Source organism: Variovorax sp. PDC80 (assembly GCF_900115375.1).
GTDB lineage: Bacteria > Pseudomonadota > Gammaproteobacteria > Burkholderiales > Burkholderiaceae_C > Variovorax.
Window position 1 is genome coordinate 268,950 of record NZ_FOWG01000004.1, and the last position, 21,762, is coordinate 290,711.

At 69.0% G+C, this 21,762-nt stretch carries 19 protein-coding genes; 12 read left to right on the forward strand and 7 right to left on the reverse strand.

What is annotated here, in order from left to right; all coding sequences use genetic code 11:
• Positions 1-59 precede the first annotated feature (59 nt).
• The 3 genes from BM109_RS14690 to BM109_RS14700 all read left to right on the forward strand — a co-directional run bounded on the left by BM109_RS14690 (position 60) and on the right by BM109_RS14700 (position 3,539).
• The gene (locus tag BM109_RS14690) at positions 60-1,223 is read left to right on the forward strand and encodes an ABC transporter substrate-binding protein (protein WP_093343826.1); all 1,164 of its coding nucleotides are present in this window, start codon (positions 60-62) and stop codon (positions 1,221-1,223) included.
• Between the two features lie 134 nt (positions 1,224-1,357).
• A complete protein-coding gene (locus BM109_RS14695; protein ID WP_093343828.1) occupies positions 1,358-2,842 on the forward strand; it encodes a sensor domain-containing diguanylate cyclase in 1,485 nt (494 codons plus the stop codon).
• A gap of 82 nt (positions 2,843-2,924) precedes the next feature.
• A complete protein-coding gene (locus BM109_RS14700) occupies positions 2,925-3,539 on the forward strand; it encodes a TetR/AcrR family transcriptional regulator (protein WP_256222581.1) in 615 nt (204 codons plus the stop codon).
• 13 nt (positions 3,540-3,552) lie between these two features.
• Here the strand turns inward: BM109_RS14700 and BM109_RS14705 are convergent, their stop codons facing one another.
• Positions 3,553-3,957: a phage holin family protein gene (locus BM109_RS14705; RefSeq protein ID WP_093343829.1), complete on the reverse strand. Its 405-nt coding sequence runs from the start codon at positions 3,955-3,957 to the stop codon at positions 3,553-3,555.
• Between the two features lie 82 nt (positions 3,958-4,039).
• A complete protein-coding gene (locus tag BM109_RS14710; RefSeq protein ID WP_093343831.1) occupies positions 4,040-4,846 on the reverse strand; it encodes a metallophosphoesterase in 807 nt (268 codons plus the stop codon).
• A gap of 126 nt (positions 4,847-4,972) precedes the next feature.
• On the opposite strand from BM109_RS14710, the gene BM109_RS41210 reads away from it, so the two are divergent.
• Complete coding sequence (locus tag BM109_RS41210; protein WP_177239347.1) at positions 4,973-5,146, forward strand: hypothetical protein; 174 nt, start codon at positions 4,973-4,975, stop codon at positions 5,144-5,146.
• A 29-nt stretch (positions 5,147-5,175) separates the two neighbouring features.
• Here BM109_RS41210 and BM109_RS14720 read toward each other — a convergent pair whose 3' ends face one another.
• Positions 5,176-6,156, reverse strand: a complete 981-nt coding sequence (locus BM109_RS14720; RefSeq protein ID WP_093343834.1) for a LysR family transcriptional regulator — start codon at positions 6,154-6,156, stop codon at positions 5,176-5,178.
• Between the two features lie 102 nt (positions 6,157-6,258).
• Between BM109_RS14720 and BM109_RS14725 the strand changes: the two genes are divergently transcribed.
• Positions 6,259-6,804, forward strand: a complete 546-nt coding sequence (locus BM109_RS14725) for a hypothetical protein (RefSeq protein WP_093344175.1) — start codon at positions 6,259-6,261, stop codon at positions 6,802-6,804.
• A gap of 85 nt (positions 6,805-6,889) precedes the next feature.
• On the opposite strand, the gene BM109_RS14730 is transcribed toward BM109_RS14725, so the two are convergent.
• The 3 genes from BM109_RS14730 to BM109_RS14735 all read right to left on the reverse strand — a co-directional run bounded on the left by BM109_RS14730 (position 6,890) and on the right by BM109_RS14735 (position 10,371).
• Positions 6,890-8,740, reverse strand: a complete 1,851-nt coding sequence (locus BM109_RS14730; RefSeq protein ID WP_093343836.1) for a phosphoenolpyruvate carboxykinase (GTP) — start codon at positions 8,738-8,740, stop codon at positions 6,890-6,892.
• A gap of 149 nt (positions 8,741-8,889) precedes the next feature.
• The gene (locus BM109_RS41215; RefSeq protein ID WP_177239348.1) at positions 8,890-9,042 is read right to left on the reverse strand and encodes a hypothetical protein; all 153 of its coding nucleotides are present in this window, start codon (positions 9,040-9,042) and stop codon (positions 8,890-8,892) included.
• A gap of 129 nt (positions 9,043-9,171) precedes the next feature.
• Positions 9,172-10,371, reverse strand: coding sequence for a threonine ammonia-lyase (locus tag BM109_RS14735; protein WP_177239349.1), 1,200 nt, complete (start codon positions 10,369-10,371; stop codon positions 9,172-9,174).
• A gap of 116 nt (positions 10,372-10,487) precedes the next feature.
• Between BM109_RS14735 and BM109_RS14740 the strand changes: the two genes are divergently transcribed.
• From BM109_RS14740 to BM109_RS14750, 3 genes are all read left to right on the forward strand, one after another.
• On the forward strand, positions 10,488-12,812 hold the full coding sequence (locus BM109_RS14740) for an ATP-binding protein (protein ID WP_093343839.1): 2,325 nt from the start codon (positions 10,488-10,490) through the stop codon (positions 12,810-12,812).
• Positions 12,813-12,960: 148 nt separating this feature from the next.
• The gene (locus BM109_RS14745) at positions 12,961-14,535 is read left to right on the forward strand and encodes a S41 family peptidase (protein ID WP_093343841.1); all 1,575 of its coding nucleotides are present in this window, start codon (positions 12,961-12,963) and stop codon (positions 14,533-14,535) included.
• 258 nt (positions 14,536-14,793) lie between these two features.
• Positions 14,794-15,984, forward strand: a complete 1,191-nt coding sequence (locus tag BM109_RS14750) for a nucleoside hydrolase (RefSeq protein ID WP_093344177.1) — start codon at positions 14,794-14,796, stop codon at positions 15,982-15,984.
• A 27-nt stretch (positions 15,985-16,011) separates the two neighbouring features.
• Here BM109_RS14750 and recQ read toward each other — a convergent pair whose 3' ends face one another.
• Positions 16,012-18,078: a DNA helicase RecQ gene (gene recQ, locus BM109_RS14755; protein WP_371268812.1), complete on the reverse strand. Its 2,067-nt coding sequence runs from the start codon at positions 18,076-18,078 to the stop codon at positions 16,012-16,014.
• Between the two features lie 192 nt (positions 18,079-18,270).
• Here recQ and BM109_RS14760 point away from each other — a divergent pair, with 192 nt between their 5' ends.
• From BM109_RS14760 to hutC, 4 genes are read left to right on the forward strand one after another with little or no spacing between them, the layout of a single operon-like run.
• Positions 18,271-19,233 carry an ABC transporter substrate-binding protein gene (locus BM109_RS14760; protein ID WP_093343844.1) on the forward strand — a complete coding sequence of 321 codons (963 nt, stop codon included), beginning with the start codon at positions 18,271-18,273 and terminating at the stop codon, positions 19,231-19,233.
• A gap of 43 nt (positions 19,234-19,276) precedes the next feature.
• Entirely contained in the window at positions 19,277-20,152 is an 876-nt protein-coding gene (locus BM109_RS14765) for an ABC transporter permease (RefSeq protein WP_093343846.1), read from the forward strand.
• A 5-nt stretch (positions 20,153-20,157) separates the two neighbouring features.
• Positions 20,158-20,946, forward strand: a complete 789-nt coding sequence (locus BM109_RS14770; protein WP_256222598.1) for an ABC transporter ATP-binding protein — start codon at positions 20,158-20,160, stop codon at positions 20,944-20,946.
• 4 nt (positions 20,947-20,950) lie between these two features.
• A complete protein-coding gene (gene hutC / locus BM109_RS14775; RefSeq protein ID WP_093343847.1) occupies positions 20,951-21,730 on the forward strand; it encodes a histidine utilization repressor in 780 nt (259 codons plus the stop codon).
• The last annotated feature ends 32 nt before the right edge of the window (positions 21,731-21,762 follow it).

Consider the following 21,762-nt stretch of genomic DNA (forward strand, 5'->3'; position numbering starts at 1 on the left):
AAAAATGTGAAGTTTTGTCACCAAGACATCGCCAGGATGTCGCCAGGGAGCCCCGAACCATGACCGTCGCGACGCCGCGCGTGCCGCCATCCCCCGTCCTGCCCACCGGCCGCCGCCAGGCCCTGGGCCGTATCGCGGCCACGGCCTTCGCCGCGGGCCTGGGCCTGCCGGCCTTCGCGCAGAACCGGCCGCTGCGCATCGGCGCGACCTTCGACAACAGCAGCGTGGAGAAGGTCAATGGCCAGGGGTTGTTCCAGGGCTCCTCGGCCTTCTTCGCGGCGATGAACCGCGCGGGCGGCTTCAACGGCACCAGGGTCGAGCTCGTGATGGCCGACGACCAGTTCAAGCCCGAGCTGGCCAAGGCCAATGCGCTGGCCTTCGAGAAGGACGCCTCGGTGCTTGCGCTGCTGCATCCGCTGGGCACGCGCCCGTCCTCGGAGGTGATGGACGCGGTGCCGGGCATGGCGGTGGTGGGGCCGCTGACCGGCACCCTCGCGCTGCGCAAGAAGAACGCGCCCAACACCTTCTGGGTGCGCGTCAACTACGCGCAGGAGATCGAGAAGCTGGTGAGCACGGCCCGGGTGCTGGGCCAGGACCGCATCGGCCTCGTGCATTCGGACGACCCGCTGGGCCAGTCGCTGCTGGCGGCCTTCAAGGCCTCGCTCGCGAAGGCGAAGCTCGAGCCGGCCGTGGTCGCGACCACGCCCAACACCACCAGCATGGAGGTCGGCCCGGCCGCCACGGCCATCGCCCAGGCGAAGCCGCAGGTGGTGATCGTCGGTCTCGCGGGCACGGCGCCGGTGTTCCTCAAGGCGCTGCGCGAGGCGGGCGGCAACAGCTCGGCCTACGGGCTGTCGATCACGGCGAGTTCGCTCGGCGCGCTCGGCGAGCTGTCGCGCGGGCTGGGCTTCACGATCGTGGTGCCGTCGCCGAACGCGACCAAGTTCGAGATCGTGCGCCGCTACCAGGCCGACATGGTCGCCAACGGCACGCGCGAGTTCTCGCTCGCGAGCCTCGAGGGCTACGTGAATGCCGCCGTGCTGGCCGAGGGCATGCGCCGCGCCGGGCCGTCGCTGAATCGTGCCTCGGTGCTGCAGGGGCTCGAGCGCATCGAGGGCTTCGACCTCGGCGGCCTGAAGCTGAACTACGGCCGCGCGAACCGCGAAGGCGGGAATTTCGTGGACGTGGCGGTGATCGGAAGCCGCGGCCAGATGCTGAGCTGAGCGGGGCTTTTCTGGACGGGCGGCAGGCAGAATCCCCGGTTGCGGGATGCGCCATGGTGTCTTGGCAGGGTAATAATTAGGTTTTAGTCCGCGCTGCCCCGCTTGTCCCGCCTCTTCTTTCGAAAGCTTCACGGATGGACCTGACCGACGCGACCGATGCCGCTCCCGTCGACGACCTCGACGCCACCTTCGATCTGGCGCCGGTCTCGCTCTGGATCGAGGACTACAGCGCGCTGCGGCGCATGCTCGACGGCTGGCGCGCGCAGGGCGTGACCGACCTCGTCGCCTTCCTGGCCGAGGATCCGCAGCGGGTGCGCGACTGCATGGCCTCGCTGAAGGTGCTGCGCGTGAACCGCCACACGCTCGAGCTGTTCGCGGCCGAGAGCCAGGCGCAGCTGCTCGGGTCGCTCGACAGCGTGTTCCGCGGCGACATGTCGGCCACCGTGGTGCACGAGCTCGACCAGCTCTGGCGCGGCCAGATGCGCTTCGAGAGCGAGACCGTGAACTACGCGCTCGACGGCCGCCGGCTCGACGTGCGGGTGCGCGCGCGCGTGCTGCCGGGCCACGAAGCGCACTGGGACCGCGTGCTGGTCGCGCTCGACGACGTGACCGAGCGCGTGGCGGCCCAGCGCCGGCAGGCCGAGAGCGAGCGCTATGCGCGCAGCCTGTTCGACCACTCGCCGGTGTCGCTGTGGGTGGAGGACTTCAGCGCGGTGCGCGGCTTGCTCGACAACCTGCGCGCGCGCGGCATCACCGACTTCGCCACCTTCCTCAAGGTGCATCCCGAGTTCGTGACCCGCTGCATGCAGGAGATCCGCGTCATCGACGTGAACCACGAGACCCTGCGGATGTTCGGCGCGCCCGACCTGCGCACCCTGCTGGGCAGCCTGTCGCGCATCTTCCGCGACGAGATGCGCGAATCGTTCGCCGAGCAGCTCAACGATCTGTGGAACCACAAGACGCTGCAGCAGCGCGAGGTGATCAACTATTCGCTGTCGGGCGAGCTGCTCAACATCCACATGCAGTTCGCGGTGCAGGAAGACCGGCTCGACAGCTGGGACCTGGTGCTGGTCTCGCTGGTCGACATCACCGCGCGCAAGAAGGCCGAGGCCTACCTCGAGTACCTGGGCAAGCACGACGTGCTCACGCAGCTGTGCAACCGCACCTTCTACACCGAGGAGCTCAACCGCCTGGCGCGCAAGGGGCCGTGGCCGGTGTCGATCGTGGCGATCGACCTCAACGGCCTGAAGCAGCTCAACGACCAGGAAGGCCACGCCGCCGGCGACACCATGCTGCGCCGCATGGGCGAGGTGCTCGACAAGGCGGTCGACACGCCGTCCTGGCCCGCGCGCATCGGCGGCGACGAGTTCGCGGTGCTGATGCCGCAGACCGACGAGCGCGGCGCCGAGGCGATGCGCGAGCGCATCCTCGCGCTGCTGGAGCTCAACAACCAGTTCCATGCCGGCCAGAGCGGCCATGCGCTGAGCCTGGCGATCGGGCTGGCGACCTGCCACGTGGGCGATTCGCTCGAGGCCGCGCTGCAGCGCGCCGACCGCGCGATGTACGCGGACAAGGCACAGCACTACAAGGACAGCGCGCACGAGCGCCGCGGCGCCTGAGCCCCGGGGTGGAACTTCAGACTGCTTGGTAATTCGGCACGCGCGCCGTATGCCGGATGACGCGCGAGACTAGAATTTCGGCATGACCGTTTCGACCGCCAAGCCTTCCTTCAAGGCGCAGATGCTGGCTGCGCGGGAAGAGGCCATCGTGCAGACCGCCAACCGGCTGCTGGCGCAGAAGGGTTTCGAGTCGATGACGGTCGACGAGGTCGCGGCCGCGGTGGGCATCGCCAAGGCCAGCCTCTACAAGCATTTCCCGAGCAAGGAAGACCTGGCGGCCGCCGCGATGGTGCGACTGATGCAGCGCACGCTCGACATGCTCGCGGCGCTGCCGGCCGAGGAGCCGCCGATTGGCAAGCTGCGCGCCACGGTGCGCTGGGCGCTCGAGCTGCAGCTCGCGGGCGAGATGCCCACGCTGCCGCACCAGAACTCCAGCCTGCGCGCGACCCTGCTGGGCAACCGCGGCTACATCGACCGGCTGGTGACCATCAGCGACACCCTCGGCGGCTGGATCCAGGCGGCCCAGGCCGACGGATCGATGAATCCCAAGCTGCCCGCGATCGGCGTGCTCTACACGCTCTATGCGCGCGGCTGCGATCCGGTGCTGGGTTTTCTCCAGGGCGGCGGGCAGCACAGCGACGCGCAGATCGTCGAGCTCGTGCTCTCGACCTGCTTCGACGGGCTGGCCGCGCGCTGAAGCGCGGCGCTGGCTAGAGCCAGTTGCCGGTGCCCTGCGGCATCTGGATCGTGGTGGCCGGATCGCTGCCGCCGACGAAGGCGCCGATCAGGATGCTGAGGATCGAGACGAACAGGCTCGCGAACAGCGCGGTCCAGAAGCCCGAGACCCGGAAGCCGCGCACCAGCGCCGCCACCAGCAGGATCATCAGCGCGTTGATCACCAGCAGGAACAGGCCGAAGGTCACCAGCGTGAGCGGCAGGGTCAGCACGATCAGCAGCGGCTTCACGACCGCGTTCGCCAGGCCCAGCAGCAGCGCCGAGATGATCAGCGCGCCGGTGCTCTCGAAGCTCAGCCCCTTGAAGATGCGGCTGGCGACCCAGAGCGAAAGCGCGGTGATGGCCCAGTGGATGAGGAAGGGTGCGAGGTTGTCGAGCATGCGCGGGCGGCGAGAGGCCGAAGGGCGGTGGTTGGAGGAGTGCGGGCCATCATATCGGCGGCGTCGCGGCGGCTTGTCGGACTCAGCGGATCTCGATCAGCAGCTCGGGCCGGAAGCCCTCCTGCTCGCCCTTGCTGCGGTAGCCCAGCGGATTGGCGACCACGCGGCAGCCGTCCTTCACGTAGTCGAAGGCGCAGTGCAGGTGGCCGTGCAGCCAGAGGCTGGCCTGCGGCAGCAGCTCGTCGAGCGAGTTGCAGAAACCCGCGGTGCCGGGCGTGAGCCCGTAGCGCGGATCGGCGCTGGCCAGCGAGGGCGCGAAATGGGTGATGGCGACCGTGGTGCCGTCGAAGGGCTCAGCCAGCGCTTCCCGCAGCCAGGCCTGGCATGTGAGCCCTTGCTCTCTCAGTTCGGCCGACAGGAAGGGCACGCCATTGCGCCGCGAGGACATCTTCTCGAGATAGAAATCGGCCGCACGCATCGCCTTGCCGCGCTTCTTGAGCGCTTCGGCGAGGCCGTCGGTGGGCGTCACGAGGGCGTCGAAATCGGCCCACAGCGTGGTGCCGATGAAGCGGATGCCCTCGATCACCAGCGTTTCGCGCTCGAGCCAGAGGATGCCGAGCTCCTCGCACAGCGCGCGCAGCCGAACGTGGGTTTCGTCGAAATCGAGGTTGTCGTACTCGTGGTTGCCCGGCACGTAGATCACGGGCGTCGGCCAGCCCTTCTTGGGCGAGAAGCGGCCGAGGCCGAAGTCGGGCTCCTCCAGGCGCGAGCCCTCCTGGTAGGAGCCCACATCGCCCGCGAGCACCAGGAGGTCGGCGCCCGGCACGGGCTCGGCGTGGAAGCGCGGGTGGGATTCGAGATGCAGGTCCGAGAGCAGCTGCAGTTTCATCAGGGTTTCTATCTAGGTGGATCAGCCTATGCGCATCACGCATAGATGTGGCATTTTTTAACTAGGGTTAACCCCTAATCTATGGGGCATCAACCACTGCAGCGCAGCCAAGAGCCGCGCACCATCATGTTCAGCCTCATTGCCCAAGTGGCACGTTTCTTCCGTTCCTCCGCCAATTCTGCGCCGGCCAGCCACGCCGCGGCGCTGATGGAAAGCGCCGATGTGCGCGCGGGCCTCGACGCCCACCACGCGCAGGAACTGCGCGGCGCGGCAGCCGCCTGGCTGCGCGTCGTTCGCTGACCCGCGAGCGATTCCAACCGCCGGGCGTTTCAGCCCGGCACCTGCTGCCCGAGTATCGAGCCCGCGAAAGCGGCCGCCGCCGAGCGCAGCAGCGATTGCCGCAGCCATTCGTGCGAATGGGCGTGCTGGGCGCGCCGGTGCCAGATGGCATCCACGTGCACCGGCGGCTGGTCGAAGGGCAGGTCGCGCAGCACCAGCTGGTCGCCGATGCCCGTGACCGTCACGAAATGGCGCGGCAGCACGGTCAGCAGATCGGTGGTCGCGACCACCTGGCCGGCCGTGAAGAACTGGTTCACCGTGACCACGATGCGCCGCTCGCGCCCGAGCGCGCCCAGCGTCTGGTCGATGAAGCCATAGGGCCGGCCCGAAAAACTCACCAGCAGGTGCCGCGCGGCGCAGTAGTCGTCGAGCGTGAGCGGTCGTTCGGCCAGCGGATGGCCGCGCCGCATCACGCACACGTACTGGCCCAGGTACAGCCGCTGGGTCTCGAAGGGTACGCCCACGCCCGACTGGCCGCGCGCCGCCAGGCTCGCGATCACGGCCGGGAAGTAGCCGATCGCCATGTCGACCTCCTCGTGCTCGAGCATGCGGCGCGGGTCGCGCGTGGTCAGCGGCAGCACCCGCATCGAAATGCCCGGCGCCTCGGTCTCGGCGATCCGCACCAGGCCCGGCATCAGCTCGGCCGCAGTGGCATCGGCCATCGCCAGCAGGAAGGTGGTGTCGGCGGTGCCGGCATCGAACTCGCCCGGCGCCAGCGTGTGCTGCAGCTGGCGCAGCGCGTCGCGCACCGTGGGCCACAGCGCCAGCGCGCGCGGCGTGGGCTCCACGCCGGCGCCGGCGCGGCGCACCAGCTCGTCGCCCAGCACCTCGCGCAGCCGCCGCAGCGCATTGCTCACCGCCGGCTGCGTGATCGACAGGTTGCGCGCGGCGCGCGTGAGGTTGCGCTCCGCCATCACCTCGTCGAAGACGCGAAGCAGGTTGAGGTCGAGTGTGCGGAAATTGACGTCCATCAGTCTTGTGAATGATAAACATCAGAAAGATAAAGTGGAAACTTACTAGGGCAAACCCTAATATCGAGGCATCGGAAATAGAAACACGCCTTGGAGGGCACCATGACCAGCTTCATTCACGTCGACCAACCCACCGTCCACCCCGGCGTCCAACGCGCCGAAGTCCTGTTCGGACACCTGAAGGCCGCACGCGGCGGCAACAGCGCCCGTCCGCTGATCCTGCTGCTGATCGTCGCCATCGTCTCGGCGGTGCTCGTGGTGGCCGACACCATCGTCGCCCACTGGGACGAAGGCGCGCTGCTCGCGGCCTGGGCCCTGGTCTGCGCCGGTGCCTTCGCGGTCATCGCCCTGTTCGCCGGTTCGCTGGCCAACGGTGCCAACAAGCTGGGCGCGCTCTGGCTCGCCGCCGCACAGCGCCGCGCTTCGGCCCGTGCCGACGCCCGCTTCCTCGACACCGCGCAAAGCGACCCGCGCGTGATGGCCGAACTGCAAGCCGCCGTCTGGCGCCAGCAGTCCGAAGGCACGGCGAGCGTGGCCGACGTGGCCAGGATCGACGCGCTGGCCGGTGCCGCCGCCCGTACGCAAGCGGCCCGCATGCCCACGCTGTACGAAGCGATGCGCCGCATGAACAGCTCGCGCTACTACTGATCGGAGCGGGCGATCGCGCCCACGAAAAAGCCGCCCTCGGGCGGCTTTTTTGCGTCTGGAACGCCCCTCGCGGGGCGCTTTGACATCAGGCCGCGAGGCGCTGCTCGATCGCCGCCTTGGTCGCGGGCAGTTCCTTCGGCAGGTGATGGGCCAGTTGCTCGAACAGCTCGTCGTGCAGCTTGAGCTCGGCCTGCCAGGCAGCCTTGTCGATGCTGGTGACGGTGGCGAACTGCTCGGCGCTGAAGTCCAGGCCGGTCCAGTTGAGGTCCTCGTAGCGCGGGCTCACGCCGGTGATGTGGTCGACGCCGTCGGCCTTGCCTTCGATGCGGTCGATCATCCACTTGAGCACGCGCATGTTCTCGCCGTAGCCGGGCCAGACGAACTTGCCGTCGGCGCCCTTGCGGAACCAGTTGGTGGTGTAGATGCGCGGCAGCGTGGCGCCCGAGGCCTGCAGCTTCTTGCCCAGGTCGAGCCAGTGCTGGAAGTAGTCGCTCATGTTGTAGCCCATGAACGGCAGCATCGCGAACGGATCGCGGCGCACCACGCCCTGCTGGCCGGCGGCCGCGGCGGTGGTTTCCGAGCCCATGGTCGCGGCCATGTAGACGCCTTCGACCCAGTTGCGGGCTTCGGTCACCAGCGGCACGGTGGTCGAGCGGCGGCCGCCGAAGATGAAGGCGTCGATCTTCACGCCCTTCGGATCGTCCCAGGCGTCGTCGAGCGCGGGGTTGTTGGTGGCGGCCACGGTGAAGCGCGCGTTCGGATGGGCGGCCTTGGCGCCGGTTTCCTTGGCGATCTGCGGCGTCCAGTCCTTGCCCTGCCAGTCGATGCAGTGTGCGGGCGCGCCGCCCATGCCTTCCCACCAGACGTCGCCGTCGTCGGTCAGCGCCACGTTCGTGAAGATCACGTCGCGGTCGAGGCTGGCCATGCAGTTCGGGTTGGTCAGGTCGTTGGTGCCCGGGGCCACGCCGAAGTAGCCGGCCTCGGGGTTGATGGCGCGCAGGGTGCCGTCGGCCTGGGGCTTGATCCAGGCGATGTCGTCGCCGATGGTCGTGACCTTCCAGCCGTCGAAGCCGGCCGGCGGGATCAGCATCGCGAAGTTGGTCTTGCCGCAGGCGCTCGGGAAGGCGGCGGCCACGTGGTGCTTCTTGCCCGCGGGGCTGGTCACGCCGAGGATCAGCATGTGCTCGGCGAGCCAGCCTTCGTCACGGCCCATGTTCGAGGCGATGCGCAGCGCGAAGCACTTCTTGCCCAGCAGCGCGTTGCCGCCGTAGCCCGAGCCGAAGCTCCAGATCTCGCGCGTCTCGGGGTAGTGGACGATGTACTTGGTCTTGTTGCAGGGCCAGGCGACGTCCTTCTGGCCGGCCTCGAGCGGCGCGCCCACGGTGTGCACGCAGGGCACGAACTCGCCGTCGGCGCCCAGCACCTCGTACACGGCCTTGCCCATGCGGGTCATGATCTTCATGTTGACCGCGACGTAGGGGCTGTCCGACAGCTCGATGCCGATGTGCGCGATCGGCGAGCCCAGCGGGCCCATGCTGAACGGCACGACGTACATCGTGCGGCCCTTCATGCAGCCGTCAAAAAGAGGCTGCAGAGTGGCACGCATCTCGGCCGGGGCCATCCAGTTGTTGGTGGGACCGGCGTCTTCCTTGTTGGCGGAGCAGATGTAGGTGCGGTCCTCGACGCGCGCCACGTCGCTCGGGTCGGACGAGGCGAGGAACGAGTTCGGGCGCTTGGCGGGATTGAGCTTCTGGAAGGTGCCGGCGTCCACCAGCTGCTGGCAGAGGCGGTCGTACTCTTCGTTGCTGCCGTCGCACCAGTAGATGGATTCGGGTTTGCACAGCGCGGCCATCTCGGCCACCCAGGCAATCAGCTTGGCGTTCTTGACGTAGGCGGGCGCCTGAATGCCAAGGCCCTTCGTCGTGGGTGCGTTCATCGGAAATCTCCTAAGTTGAAAAATCGTCTTTCCGAACGGTGCGCCACGCCTGGCGGCGTGGAGGTCCGTTTGAGAAAACGTTTCGGCTCGGGAGAGGAGGATGCGTCAGCGCGGGCCGCACGACCCGCGGACGAAAGCGCAAATGCCTGTCAGGCCAGGAAGACGGCGATCGATGCCAGCAGCAGCATCAGCACGCCGCCGGCGATCGGCAGCACGAGCGGCATCAGGTGAACGATCGACTCGACCGTGTCTTGCTCGGCGGCGGCGCCGTGTGCGGGCTCGACAGGAGTGGGGTGGGACATCGGAAATACCTCTGATACTTTGAATGACACGAACTGATGGCATTTTACCGGTGGGGTGCATGCCCGCGGTCTAGGGGGTTGCCAGACCCCTGGAACCAGACGTAACCGGACGAGCCGGCCCGGCCTGGCTCAGTGCTGCTCCTGCGCCTCGAAGCCCGCCGTGGCCAGCGCTTCCAGCACGCTGGCCAGGTGTTCGCGGCCGCGGGTCTGCAGCACCAGCTCGATGTCGACGTTCTGCGCCGCCAGCATGGTGAAGGCGCGCTGGTGGTGGACCTCGTCGACGTTAGCGCCCGCTTCGGCCACGGTGGCCGTGATCTGGGCCAGCGAGCCCGGCACGTCGCGCGCGCTGACGCGCACCCGCGCGAGCCGGCCGGCGCGCACCATGCCGCGCTCGATGATGGCCGCGAGCAGCAGCGGATCGATGTTGCCGCCCGACAGCACCAGGCCCACGCGCTTGCCCTTGAAGCGTTCGGGGTGCCGGATCAGCGCGGCCAGCCCGGCGGCGCCGGCGCCTTCGACCAGCGTCTTCTCGATCTCGAGCAGCATCAGCACGCCCTGCTCGATGTCGCCTTCGTCGACCAGCACCAGGTCGTCGACATGGCGCGCGATGATCTCGCGCGTCAGCACGCCCGGCGTGCCGACGGCGATGCCCTCGGCGATGGTGCTCTTGCCCTGCGGATGCTGCGTGCCCTGGACCGCGTTGACCATGGCCGGGAAGCGCGTGGTCTGCACGCCCACGATCTCGATGCCGGGCTTGAGCGCGCGCGCGGCCACGGCCATGCCCGCGATCAGGCCGCCGCCGCCGACCGACACCACCAGGGTGTCGAGCTCGGGCTCGGCCGCGAGCATCTCGAGCGCCACCGTGCCCTGGCCGGCGATGATGGCCTCGTCGTCGTAGGGATGCACGAAGGCCAGGCCCTCGCGCTGCGCCAGTTCGACCGCGTGGGCGCGCGCCGCGTCGAGCGTGTCGCCGTACAGCACCACCTCGGCGCCGAAGCCGCGCGTGCGCTCGATCTTCACGCCGGGCGTGAAGCGCGGCATCACGATCAGCGCGCGCAGTCCGAGCCGCTGCGCGTGATAGGCCACACCCTGCGCATGGTTGCCGGCCGACATCGCGATCACGCCGCGGGTGCCGCTCTCCGACAGGTCGACCAGCTTGTTGCAGGCGCCGCGCTCCTTGAACGAGGAGGTGAACTGCAGGTTCTCGAACTTGAGGAACACCTGCGCGCCCACGATCTCCGACAGCGTGCGCGATTCCACGCAGGGCGTGTCGAGCACCTGTCCCGCGAGGCGTGCCGCGGCGCGGCGTATTTCTTCGATTTCGACCATGGCGCGCATTGTGGACGGAATCGGACACCAGGGTTTTTACCCTTTCGGCGTCTTCCCGAAGCCAAAAGTCTGCGTTATGGTCTGGCCGGTAATTCCCCTCTCTGGAGGTTCGTCCGATGGTCAAGCGTGCGGGTGTCGATGTAGTGGCTGCTGCGGTTCGCGGGCAGGCATTGCCGTCGCCCGGTCTCAAGGAAGCACCGGTGCTCGAGCTCATGTGCTCGCACTTCGTGCTCACGCTCGCCGCCAAGCAGGGGCCGCGCTTCAACGTGCGGCGCGACATCAACGGCCTGCTCTCGCTGACCGGCCGCCACCTGGTGTGGCCGGCCGCGGTGCTGCAGCGGCTGCGCGAATTCCTCGGCCGCCGCTGCGCGGGCAACGAGGCCTGGAAGGGCATCGAGAACCTCGACGGCCGCACGCTGCTCGAGCGCCACGGCGTCTGGCGCGGCCCGTACGAGGAAGGCACGCTGTTCTTCTACCTCGACGAGTACGCGAAGGACCAGCCCAAGGACCTGCTGTCGGTGCTGGCCGTCACTCGCGACTGGCTCACGCATGCGCTGCGCAAGCAGTCCACGCTGGTCGAGAAGAACATCGATGCGCTCGCGGGCCTGCTGCAGCTCAACAAGGCCGAGCGCGCGCTGCTGCTGTACGGCACGCTCGCGCGCTACCAGCGCGACCTGCGCTCGCTGCTGGTCGAGTTCAAGGTCAACAACGCGCCCGAGGCCTATGCCGCGATCGCCGACATCGCGGGCGTGAACGCGAGCGAGGTCGGCGAGGCGCTGCGCGCCGGCTCGCGGCTCGAGCGCATCGGGCTGGTCGAGAACCTGATCTCCGAACACAACATCACCGACCTCGCCGACCTGATGAAGGTCAGCGAGAAGCTGCCACCGGTGCTGATGCGCGAGTACCGCGACCACAACGAGCTGATGGCCGTGTTCACGCGGCCCTCGGCCAAGAGCGCGCTGCTGCCGAACGACTTCTCCTTCGTCGACGAGGAGGTGCGCGTGCTCGTCACGCTGCTGCGCGCGGCGGTCGCGCGCAAGGAGTTGGGCGTGAACGTGCTGCTCTACGGCCCGCCCGGCACCGGCAAGACCGAGCTCGCCAAGGTGGTGGCGCAGGCCGCGGGGCTCGAGCTGTTCGAGGTCGAGTACGCCGACCGCGACGGCAATTCGCTGTCAGGCCGCGACCGCTACCGCTCGCTGCAGATCGCGCAGGTCTTCCTCAAGGGCAGTGCCCAGGCCGCGCTGCTGTTCGACGAGGTCGAGGACGTGTTTCCGCCGATCAGCACCGAGGCCGCGCAGTACATGGCGCGCGCCGAACAGATTCCCGCGCCGGCCAACGGCAGCGTCAGCGGCAAGGCCTGGGTCAACCAGATCCTCGAGGCCAACCCGGTGCCCACGCTGTGGGTCACCAACCGCATCGAACAGATCGATCCGGCATTCCGGCGCCGCTTCGCCTACCACCTCGAGCTCAAGTCGCCGCCGCCGGGCGCGCGCGAGCAGCTCGTGAAGAAGACGCTCGAGGGCGTGACGGTGTCCGAGGCCTTCACCGCCAAGCTGGCCGAGCGCAAGGGCCTGACGCCGGCGCAGATCCGCACCGCGGTGCGCTTCGCGGGCCTGGCCCGGACCGACGGCGCCTCGGTCGAGGCGCTGATCGAACGCCAGCTGCGCAATGCCGACCTTGCGCTGGGCACCAGCGACACCGGTCGCGGCGAGCGCCGCACCGTGACCACCTACGACCTCGACATGCTCAACGTCGAGACCCGCTTCGAGATCCCGCGCATCGTCGAGGCGCTGAAGGCGCGCGGCCACGGCACGCTGTGCTTCTACGGCGCGCCCGGCACCGGCAAGACCGCGCTCGCCGAGCACATCGCCAAGGCCATCGCGCGACCGCTGATCGTGCGCCAGGCCAGCGACCTCATGAGCAAGTACGTCGGCGAGACCGAGCAGAACATGGCCGCCATGTTCCGCGAGGCCGAGAGCGAGAAGGCCGTGCTGCTGCTCGACGAGGCCGACAGCTTCCTGCAGGACCGCCGCGGCGCCCAGCGCACCTACGAGGTCACCGAGGTCAACGAGATGCTGCAGGGCATGGAGCGCTTCAACGGCATCTTCGTGTGCACCACCAACCTGCTCGAGCGGCTCGACCAGGCGGCGCTGCGGCGCTTCACCTTCAAGATCAAGTTCATGCCGCTGACCGCGGCGCAGCGCGAGCGCATGTTCGTGACCGAGGCGCTCGCGGGCGACGCGTCGCTGCTCACGGGCGAGGTCCGCGCGCGGCTGGCGCAGCTTTCGCAGTTGTGCCCCGGCGATTTCGCGGCGGTGAAACGGCAGACCGATATCCTGGCGACCGAGTTCTCGGCGGCCGAGTTCCTCGACCAGCTCGAGGCCGAGCACCGCATCAAGCCCGAAGTGCGCGAATCGCGCGGCATCGGCTTCGTGCAGTAGCGGCCCCGCGCCGCCGCCGGGGCGCAGCAAGAAAAAAGGCGGAAGGGAAGCCGCCATCACGCCGGGAGACACGCGCCGAGGGCGGCCGGGCGCTTCCGGGTTCCAGACGTCCGCCCGCGTTCGCGGGCCCGCATGAGGGAGATGTTCGATGAGGTTTCGCAACGCAGGCCGCGCGCGGCAACACGCCGGGGCTTCGACCCCCTGGGCCCTGGCCGGTGCCCTGGCTCTCGCGGGGCTGCTCGCCGGCTGCGGCGGTGGGGGCGGCGGCGGAGGCGGTGGCCTGCCGTTCATTCCGGGCCCGGGCGGCGGCACGCCCGGCGACGACGACGCGATCGTCGCCTCCTCGAGCGTGGCTGGCCAGTGCGCGGCGCCGCGCGGCGGCATCAACCCGGCCACCGGCACCGGTTACCCCGACCGCGCCGGTTCGCTGGCGATCGAGAAGCGCTGGGTGCGCGCCTGGATCGACGAAACCTACCTCTGGTACAACGAGGTGCCGACCACGCTGAAGGCGGCCGACTACGCGACGCCGGTGGCCTACTTCAACGTGCTGAAGACCCCGCTCACCACGTCCTCGGGCCGGGCCAAGGACCGCTTCCACTACATCTACGACACCGAGGTCTACCGCCAGCTGTCCGAGGCCGGGGTCTCGGCCGGCTACGGCATCGAGTTCGCGTTCGTGCGCAACTCGCGTCCGCGCGACCTGCGCGTGGCCTTCACCGAACCGAACTCGCCGGCCGCCAACGCCGGCATCGCGCGCGGCGCCAAGATCCTCGAGGTCGACGGCATCAGCGTGGTCAACAGCACCAACACCACCGCCATCAACAACGCGCTCTCGCCCGACGACCTCGGCGAGTCGCACAGCTTCAAGCTCGAGGAGGCCGGCGGCGCCACGCGCACCGTCACGCTGACCTCGGCGCGGATCACGCGCACGCCGGTGCAGAACGTGAAGACCGTCGACACGCCGAGCGGGCGCGTCGGCTATCTGCTGTTCAACGACCATATCGCCACCGCCGAGGCGCAGCTGATCTCGGCCATGAACAAGTTCAAGGCCGATGGCGTGCAGGACCTCGTGCTCGACATGCGCTACAACGGTGGCGGCCGGTTGCAGATCGCGAGCCAACTCGCCTACATGGTGGCCACGCCGGCCGCGACCTCCGGCACCACCTTCGAGCGGCTGGCCTTCAACAACAAGAACCCCTTCGGGCTGCAGAGCCCGTTGCCGTTCCAGAGCACCTCGCGCGCCGGCCAGCCGCTGCCGCAGCTCGGCCTGTCGCAGGTCACGGTGCTCACCAGCCCCGACACCTGCTCGGCCAGCGAGTCGGTCATCAACGGCCTGCGCGGCGTGGACATCAAGGTCAACCTCGTGGGCGGCGCCACCTGCGGCAAGCCCTATGGCTTCTATCCGCAGGACAACTGCGGCACCACCTACTTCGCGATCCAGTTCCAGGGCGTGAACAACAAGGGCTTCGGCGACTACGGCGACGGCTTCACGCCCAACTGCACGGTGGCCGACGACTTCGCGCATGCGCTGGGCGACCCGAGCGAGGCCCGCTTCTCGGCCGCGCTCGCGCTGCGCAGCACCGGCAGCTGCCCGGTGCCGGTCGCGGCCGCGGCGGCGCGCGCCGCACCGGGGCTCGAGAAGGCGGAGGCGGCGCCCGACGCGGGTCCGACGCTGCTGCTGCGTTCGCCGCTGCGCGAGAACCGGTTGATCGAGACCGACTGATCCACCGGCCGGCGCCGCTTCGCCGGCGCTTTCTTGCCGAACCGACAACGGGCCCGACGGGCCCGTTTTCACGTGTCCGTGCGCGCCTGCCGCGCGCCATCCGCCTCGCGGAAAACCCCTAGGCCCCGGGCCTTGCCTGTGCCGTGCCCTCGCGCCCAGAATTCGGCAAACGTTTGCGCAAACGTTTTCGTTCGAGCATCCGTTCGACGGCTTCCCCCTGAAAAGACACCACTATTCCAAGGAGAGAGAGAAATGCAGATGCCCAGAAGACGATGGATCGTGTCGGCCCTGTCGGCCGCGGTGCTCACCGCCTGCGGCGGCGGTGGCAGCAACGGCTTCGCGTTCGTGCCGACCGGCAGCGCGCCGCCGCCCCCACCCCCGCCGCCTCCGCCGCCACCCCCTCCGCCGGCGCGCAAGATCATCATCGACAGCGACTACAACACGATGAGCGACGACGGCCAGCTCGGCGCCATGGCCGCGCAGCTGCAGGCCGAGGGCAAGGTCGACGTGCTGGGCATCAGCGTGGTGTCGGGCAACAAGTGGCTGCGCCAGGGCGTGGCCGAGGCGCTGAAGTCGGTCGAGCGGCTCGGCGTGGGCGATCGCATCGGCGTCTACGTGGGCGAGAACTACGCGCTGAACCACACCAAGGCGGACATCGACGCCGAGATGAAGGCCGGTGCCGGCGGCGACGGCTACCTGGGCGCCTGGAGCTCGCCCGAGCCCAAGAGCGACGCCGACCTGGTGCCGATCCCCGACGGCTTCGCCACCCACACCAAGGTGCAGGCCAAGGGCGCGGTCGACTTCCTGATCGACGCCATCAAGGCGAACCCGAAGGAGGTCAGCATCCTCGCGATCGGCCCGCTCACCAACATCGCGCTGGCCGCCAAGCGCGCGCCCGAGATCGTGCCGCTGATCAAGGAGATCATCTACATGGGCGGCGCGGTCCACGTGGCCGGCAACACCACCAAGACGGCCGAGTTCAACTGGTGGTTCGATCCCGACGCGGCGCAGTACGTGGTGCGGCTGCCGATCCCGCAGGTGGTGCTGCCGCTGGACGTGACCGACACGGTGCTGATGACCAAGGCCATCTACGACAAGATCGCGCACCCGGCCACGCCCACGCCGGTCACCGAGGTCTTCCGCAAGGAATGGTTCGCGGATTCGTTCGAGACCAAGCCGGGCTACACCTCGAACATCTGGGACACGCTGACCATCGCCTACCTGCTCGACCCGAGCTACGCGACCGAGGTCAGCGAGGAGTACGTCGACGTGATCGCCAAGCCCGGCGATCCCGAGAACGGCCGCTCGGTCGGCTATGCCACGCCGCCCGCGGGCGTGCCGCTGCAGAAGATGAAGGTGGTGAAGAAGTTCGACAACGCGCGCTTCTACGACCTCTACGTCGACCTGCTCACGCGGCCGGTGCCGGTGAAGCTGCCGGTCACGAACTGAGGCCGTAGCGCGCGGTGGGGGGGCCGGCTAGAAGGCCGAGCACACCCGCAGCACCTCGCTGCCGTAGGCCTCGAGCTTCTTGGTGCCGATGCCGCTGATGCCCTTCAGGTCCTCGAGCGTGGCCGGTGCCCGCTCGGCGATCGCGGCCAGCGTGGCGTCGTGGAAGATCACGTAGGCCGGCAGGTTGTGTTCGCGCGCCACCTCGGCGCGCCAGGCCTTGAGCGCGTCGAAGCGCGACTGGCCCTGCGCGTCGAGCGTGGCCGCGGCCGGCGAGGGCGCGCCGCGCGCGGTCTTCTCGCGCCGTGCCTTGCCGCCGCGCGCCGTCGGCGAGGAGATCGACTCGCGCAGCGACACCGTGGTCTCGCCGCGCAGCACCGCGCGCGAGCCCTCGGTGAGCTTGAGCGTGTTGTAGGCCTCGGCGTCGACCGCCACCGCGCCGATCGCGATCAGCTGGCGCAGCACGCCGCGCAGCTGCACCTCGCTGAATTCCGCGCCGAGCCCGAAGGTGCTGATGCGCTCGTGGCCGAACTGCTTGACCTTCTCGGTCTCCTTGCCGCGCAGGATGTCCATCACGTGGCCGGCGCCGAAGCTGATGCCGCTTTGCTGCTGCACGCGGTAGACGGTGGACAGCAGCTTGCGCGCCGCGTCGGTGCCGTCCCAGACCTGCGGCGGCGCGATGCAGTTGTCGCAATTGCCGCAGGGCGTGCTCTGCTCGCCGAAGTAGCCCAGCAGGCGCACGCGCCGGCAGTCGCTGGCCTCGGCCAGCGAGAGCAGTGCGTCGAGCTTGCCGCGCATCACCTGCTTGAATTCCTCGCCGGCCGGGCTCTCGTCGATCATGCGGCGCTGGTTCACCACGTCCTGCAGGCCGTAGGCCATCCAGGCCTGGGCCGGCTCGCCGTCGCGGCCCGCGCGGCCGGTTTCCTGGTAGTAGCCCTCGATGTTCTTGGGCATGTCGAGGTGGGCCACGAAGCGCACGTCGGGCTTGTCGATGCCCATGCCGAAGGCGATGGTGGCGCACATCACGATGCCTTCCTCGCGCAGGAAGCGGTCCTGGTGCGCCTGGCGCACCGAGGCGTCGAGCCCCGCGTGGTAGGGCAGGGCGTTGATGCCCGCGTCGCGCAGCGCCACCGCCACATCTTCCACGCGCTTGCGCGACTGGCAATAGACCACGCCGGCATCGCCCTCGTGCTCGCGCTCGATGAAGCGCAGCAGCTGCGTGGTGGCTTCCTTCTTCTCGACGATGGTGTAGCGGATGTTCGGCCGGTCGAAGCTCGAGACGAACTGCTGCGCCTGCTCGAGCTGCAGCCGCTCGACGATGTCGGCGCGCGTGAGCGCGTCGGCGGTGGCGGTCAGCGCGATGCGCGGCACGCCCGGGTAGCGTTCGTGCAGCACGGTCAGCGCGCGGTATTCGGGACGGAAGTCGTGGCCCCACTGGCTCACGCAATGCGCCTCGTCGATCGCGAACATCGACAGCTTGCCGCGCGCGGCCAGCGCGTCCATCAGCTCGAGGAAGCGTGGCGTGGTCACGCGCTCGGGGGCGGCGTACAGCAGCGTGACCTCGGCGCGCGCCATGCGGCGCTCGACGTCCTGCGTCTGCTGCCAGTCGAGCGTGGAATTGAGGAAGGCGGCGTCCACGCCGGCCTCGTGCAGCGCGCCGACCTGGTCGTGCATCAGCGCGATCAGCGGCGACACCACCACCGCGATGCCGTGCCCGGCGCGCTGGCGCGCGATCGCGGGGATCTGGTAGCACAGCGACTTGCCGCCGCCGGTGGGCATCAGCACCAGGGCGTCGCCGCCGCCGGTCACGTGGTCGACGATCGGGGCCTGCGGACCGCGGAAGGCGGCGTAGCCGAAGACCTCGTGCAGGATCTGCGCGGGGTCGGCGGAAGGTGAATTGGACAAGGCGGCGGGCTGGGTGGCGACGGAAGGGGTCGATTGTCGCCGCAGCGCAGCAGGCGCGCCGCCGCGGTCGCGGGGCCGGGCGCGACCGCCCGTCGGCCTGGATAGCGGCCTGGGTGGCGGCCCGGCTGGCACGCCGTTTGCAAGCGGTCGGCATTCGTCTGAAACGCCTGTATAGACAGCATACTGGTGCATGCGCTGAGTGGTTCGCACCAATACAAGGTGCGCTCCGCGCCGGCTTGCACCGTTCTCGCCGCGGCTTTTTCGGGTTATCCTGTATATACAGGGGTGTTCAGGCGAATGACACTGCGGCCGCGCACCACGGAAAGCTCCGACGGGCGCTGCCAGCCGATTCAATTGACGCTTCACACGAACAGGAGGGCCTCGATGGCCAAGACAGTCGCAAAGATCGCCACGCTGCTGGCAGCCGGTGCATGTATCGCGGGCGCGGCCGGAGGCGCCGCCGCCCAGACCAAGATCACGCTCGGCATGTCGGGCTGGACCGGCTTCGCGCCGCTGTCGCTGGCCGACAAGGCCGGCATCTTCAAGAAGAACGGGCTCGACGTGGAGCTCAAGATGATTCCGCAGAAGGACCGCCACCTGGCGCTGGCCGCGGGCGCGATCCAGTGCGCCGCCACCACCATCGAGACGCACGTGGCCTGGAACGCCAACGGCGTGCCGATCGTGCAGATCTTCCAGATGGACAAGTCCTACGGCGCCGACGGCATCGCGGTGCGCAACGACGTCAAGAGCTTCTCCGACCTCAAGGGCAAGACCGTGGGCGTGAGCGCGCCCGGCACCGCGCCGTACTTCGGCCTGGCCTGGATGCTGTCGAAGAACGGCATGAGCATCAAGGACGTGAAGACCGTCTCGCTCGAGCCCCAGCCGGCCGCGCAGGCCTTCGTCGCGGGCCAGAACGATGCCGCCATGACCTACGAGCCCTACCTGTCGACCGTGCGCGCCAACCCGCAGGCCGGCAAGATCCTCGCGACCACGCTCGACTACCCGATGGTGATGGACACCGTGGGCTGCGCGCCGACCTGGCTCAAGGCCAACGCCAAGGCCGCGCAGGCGCTGACCGACTCGTACTTCGAGGCGCTCGAGATGATCAAGTCCGACCCGGCCAAGTCCAACGAGCTGATGGGCAGCGCGGTCAAGCAGAGCGGCGAGCAGTTCGCCAAGTCCTCGGCCTACCTGCGCTGGCAGGACAAGGCGGCGAACCAGAAGTTCTTCAGCGCCGAGCTGACCCAGTTCATGAAGGAGTCGGTGCCGATCCTGCTGGAGGCCGGCGTGATCCGCAAGGCGCCCGAGGACCTGGCCGCGACCTTCGACGCGAGCTTCATCAAGTAAGCCACCTCAACGCATAACGACGAAGCGCCACGCATCGCCCGCCATGGAAGCGACGACCGTCATCCCCTCCGCGCCAGCCGCTCCCGCGGCGGCCTCCGTTCCCCCCGCCGCCGTGCGCGTGGCTGCCGCGCGGCGCCGCCGCGCGATGGCACCGCTCGAACCCGTGAGTCCGCGTGCGCGCTGGATGCTCGGCGTCGGCTTCTTCGTGCTGTTCTTCGCCGTCTGGGCCGTCTTCACGCTCGGCGGCTTCGTCTCGCCGACCTTCCTGGCCAGCCCGGTCACGATGCTGCGCGAAGGCTGGCTGCTGTTCACCGAGTACAACTTCATCCAGGACATCGGGATGACGGTGTGGCGCGTGGTCGGCGGCTTCGTGCTGGCCTCGGTCATCGCCGTGCCGCTGGGCATCGCGATGGGCGCCTACAAGCCGATCGAGGCCTTCCTCGAGCCCTTCGTCTCGTTCTGCCGCTACCTGCCGGCCTCGGCCTTCATTCCGCTGCTGATCCTCTGGGCCGGCATCGGCGAGAGCCAGAAGCTGCTGGTGATCTTCATCGGCTCGGTGTTCCAGGTGATCCTGATGGTGGCCGTGACCGTGGGCAGCGCGCGCAAGGACCTGGTGGAGGCCGCCTACACGCTGGGCGCCAGCAGCCGGGGCATCGTGCGCCGCGTGCTGATCCCGGGCGCCGCGCCCGGCATCGCCGAGACCCTGCGCCTCGTGCTGGGCTGGGCCTGGACCTACGTCATCGTGGCCGAGCTCATCGGTTCCTCCTCGGGCATCGGCCACATGATCACCGACAGCCAGGCGCTCCTGAACACTGGCCAGATCATCTTCGGGATCATCGTCATCGGCGTGATCGGCCTCGTGTCCGACTTCGCCTTCAAGGCGGTCAACCGCCGCCTCTTCGCCTGGAGCACGCTGTGAGCGCCATCATCAAGCCGGCCCAGTTGTCGATCCACGGCGTCTCGCGCACCTTCACCGGCACGCGCGGCCAGCGCACGCAGGCGCTGCTGCCGGTCGACTTCGAGGTGCGCGAGAACGACTTCGTCACCATCCTCGGCCCCTCGGGCTGCGGCAAGTCCACCCTGCTGCGCATCGTCGCGGGGCTCGACTTCCCGACCACCGGCGAGGTGCTGCTCGACGGCCAGCCGATCGAGGGCCCGGGCGCCGACCGCGGCGTGGTGTTCCAGAGCTACACGCTGTTCCCCTGGCTCACGATCGCGCAGAACATCCGCTTCGGCCTGCGCGAGCGCGGCATGAGCGAGGCCGAGCAGAAGGAGCGCAGCGAGTTCTTCATCGCCAAGGTCGGCCTGCGCGGCTTCGAGCACCACTATCCCAAGCAGCTCTCGGGCGGCATGCAGCAGCGCACCGCGATCGCGCGCGCGCTGGCCAACGACCCCAAGATGCTGCTGCTCGACGAGCCCTTCGGCGCGCTCGACAACCAGACCCGCGTGCTGATGCAGGAACTGCTGCTGGGCATCTGGGAGTCGGCGCAGAAGACGGTGCTGTTCGTCACGCACGACATCGACGAGGCCATCTTCATGGCCAACCGCGTGGCCGTGTTCAGCGCCCGGCCCGGCCGCATCAAGACCGAGATCGCGGTCGACTTCCCGCATCCGCGCCACTACACGATCAAGACCTCGCCCGAGTTCATGGAGATCAAGGCCCGGTTGACCGAGGAGATCCGCGCCGAGTCGATGGCGGCGGCGGAGCATTGAGACCATGAAGCGCGACCTGCCGTCCTCCGCACCCAGCCCCGCCGGCGCGCCCGCGGCCGCGCCGTCGCTCGCGCTCTATGCGCAGGTCAAGGACCACATCTCGCGCAAGATCCAGGACGGCACCTGGCCGCCCGGCCACCGGCTGCCGTCCGAGCACGAGCTGGTGGCGCAGTTCGCCATCTCGCGCATGACCGCCAACCGCGCGCTGCGCGAGCTCTCGGAGCAGGGCCGCATCGTGCGCGTGGCCGGCGTGGGCAGCTTCGTGGCCGAGAACAAGCCGCAGTCCACGCTGCTGCAGATCGCCAACATCGCGAGCGAGATCCGCCAGCGCGGCCACGACTACCGCTGCGAGTTCATCGCGCTCGAGCGCATCGCCGCCTCGCCCGACATCGCCGTGTGGCTCGACCTGCGGCCCGGCGAGTCGGTGTTCCACACCGTCTGCCTGCACCTGGAGAACGGCACGCCGGTGCAGATCGAGGACCGCTACGTCAATCCGCGCGCCGTGCCCGAATTCCTCGACCAGGACTTCTCGGTCGTCTCGCCCGGCGAGTACCTGGTGCGCAACGTGCCCTTCGACCAGATCGAGCACGTGGTCGACGCGGTGCTGCCCACCGCCGAACAGGCCGAGCGCCTCGACATGCCGCCGGCCGACCCCTGCCTGCTGCTGACCCGCCGCACCTGGACCCGCGACCTGCCCGTGACGCTGGTGCGCTGCCTGCACCCGGCCTCGCGCTACCGGCTCGGCAGCCGCTTCCGCGTCGACGGCAACCAGGCCTTCGGCTGAATCCACGCACGCCATTCCGGCCTTCGATTTTT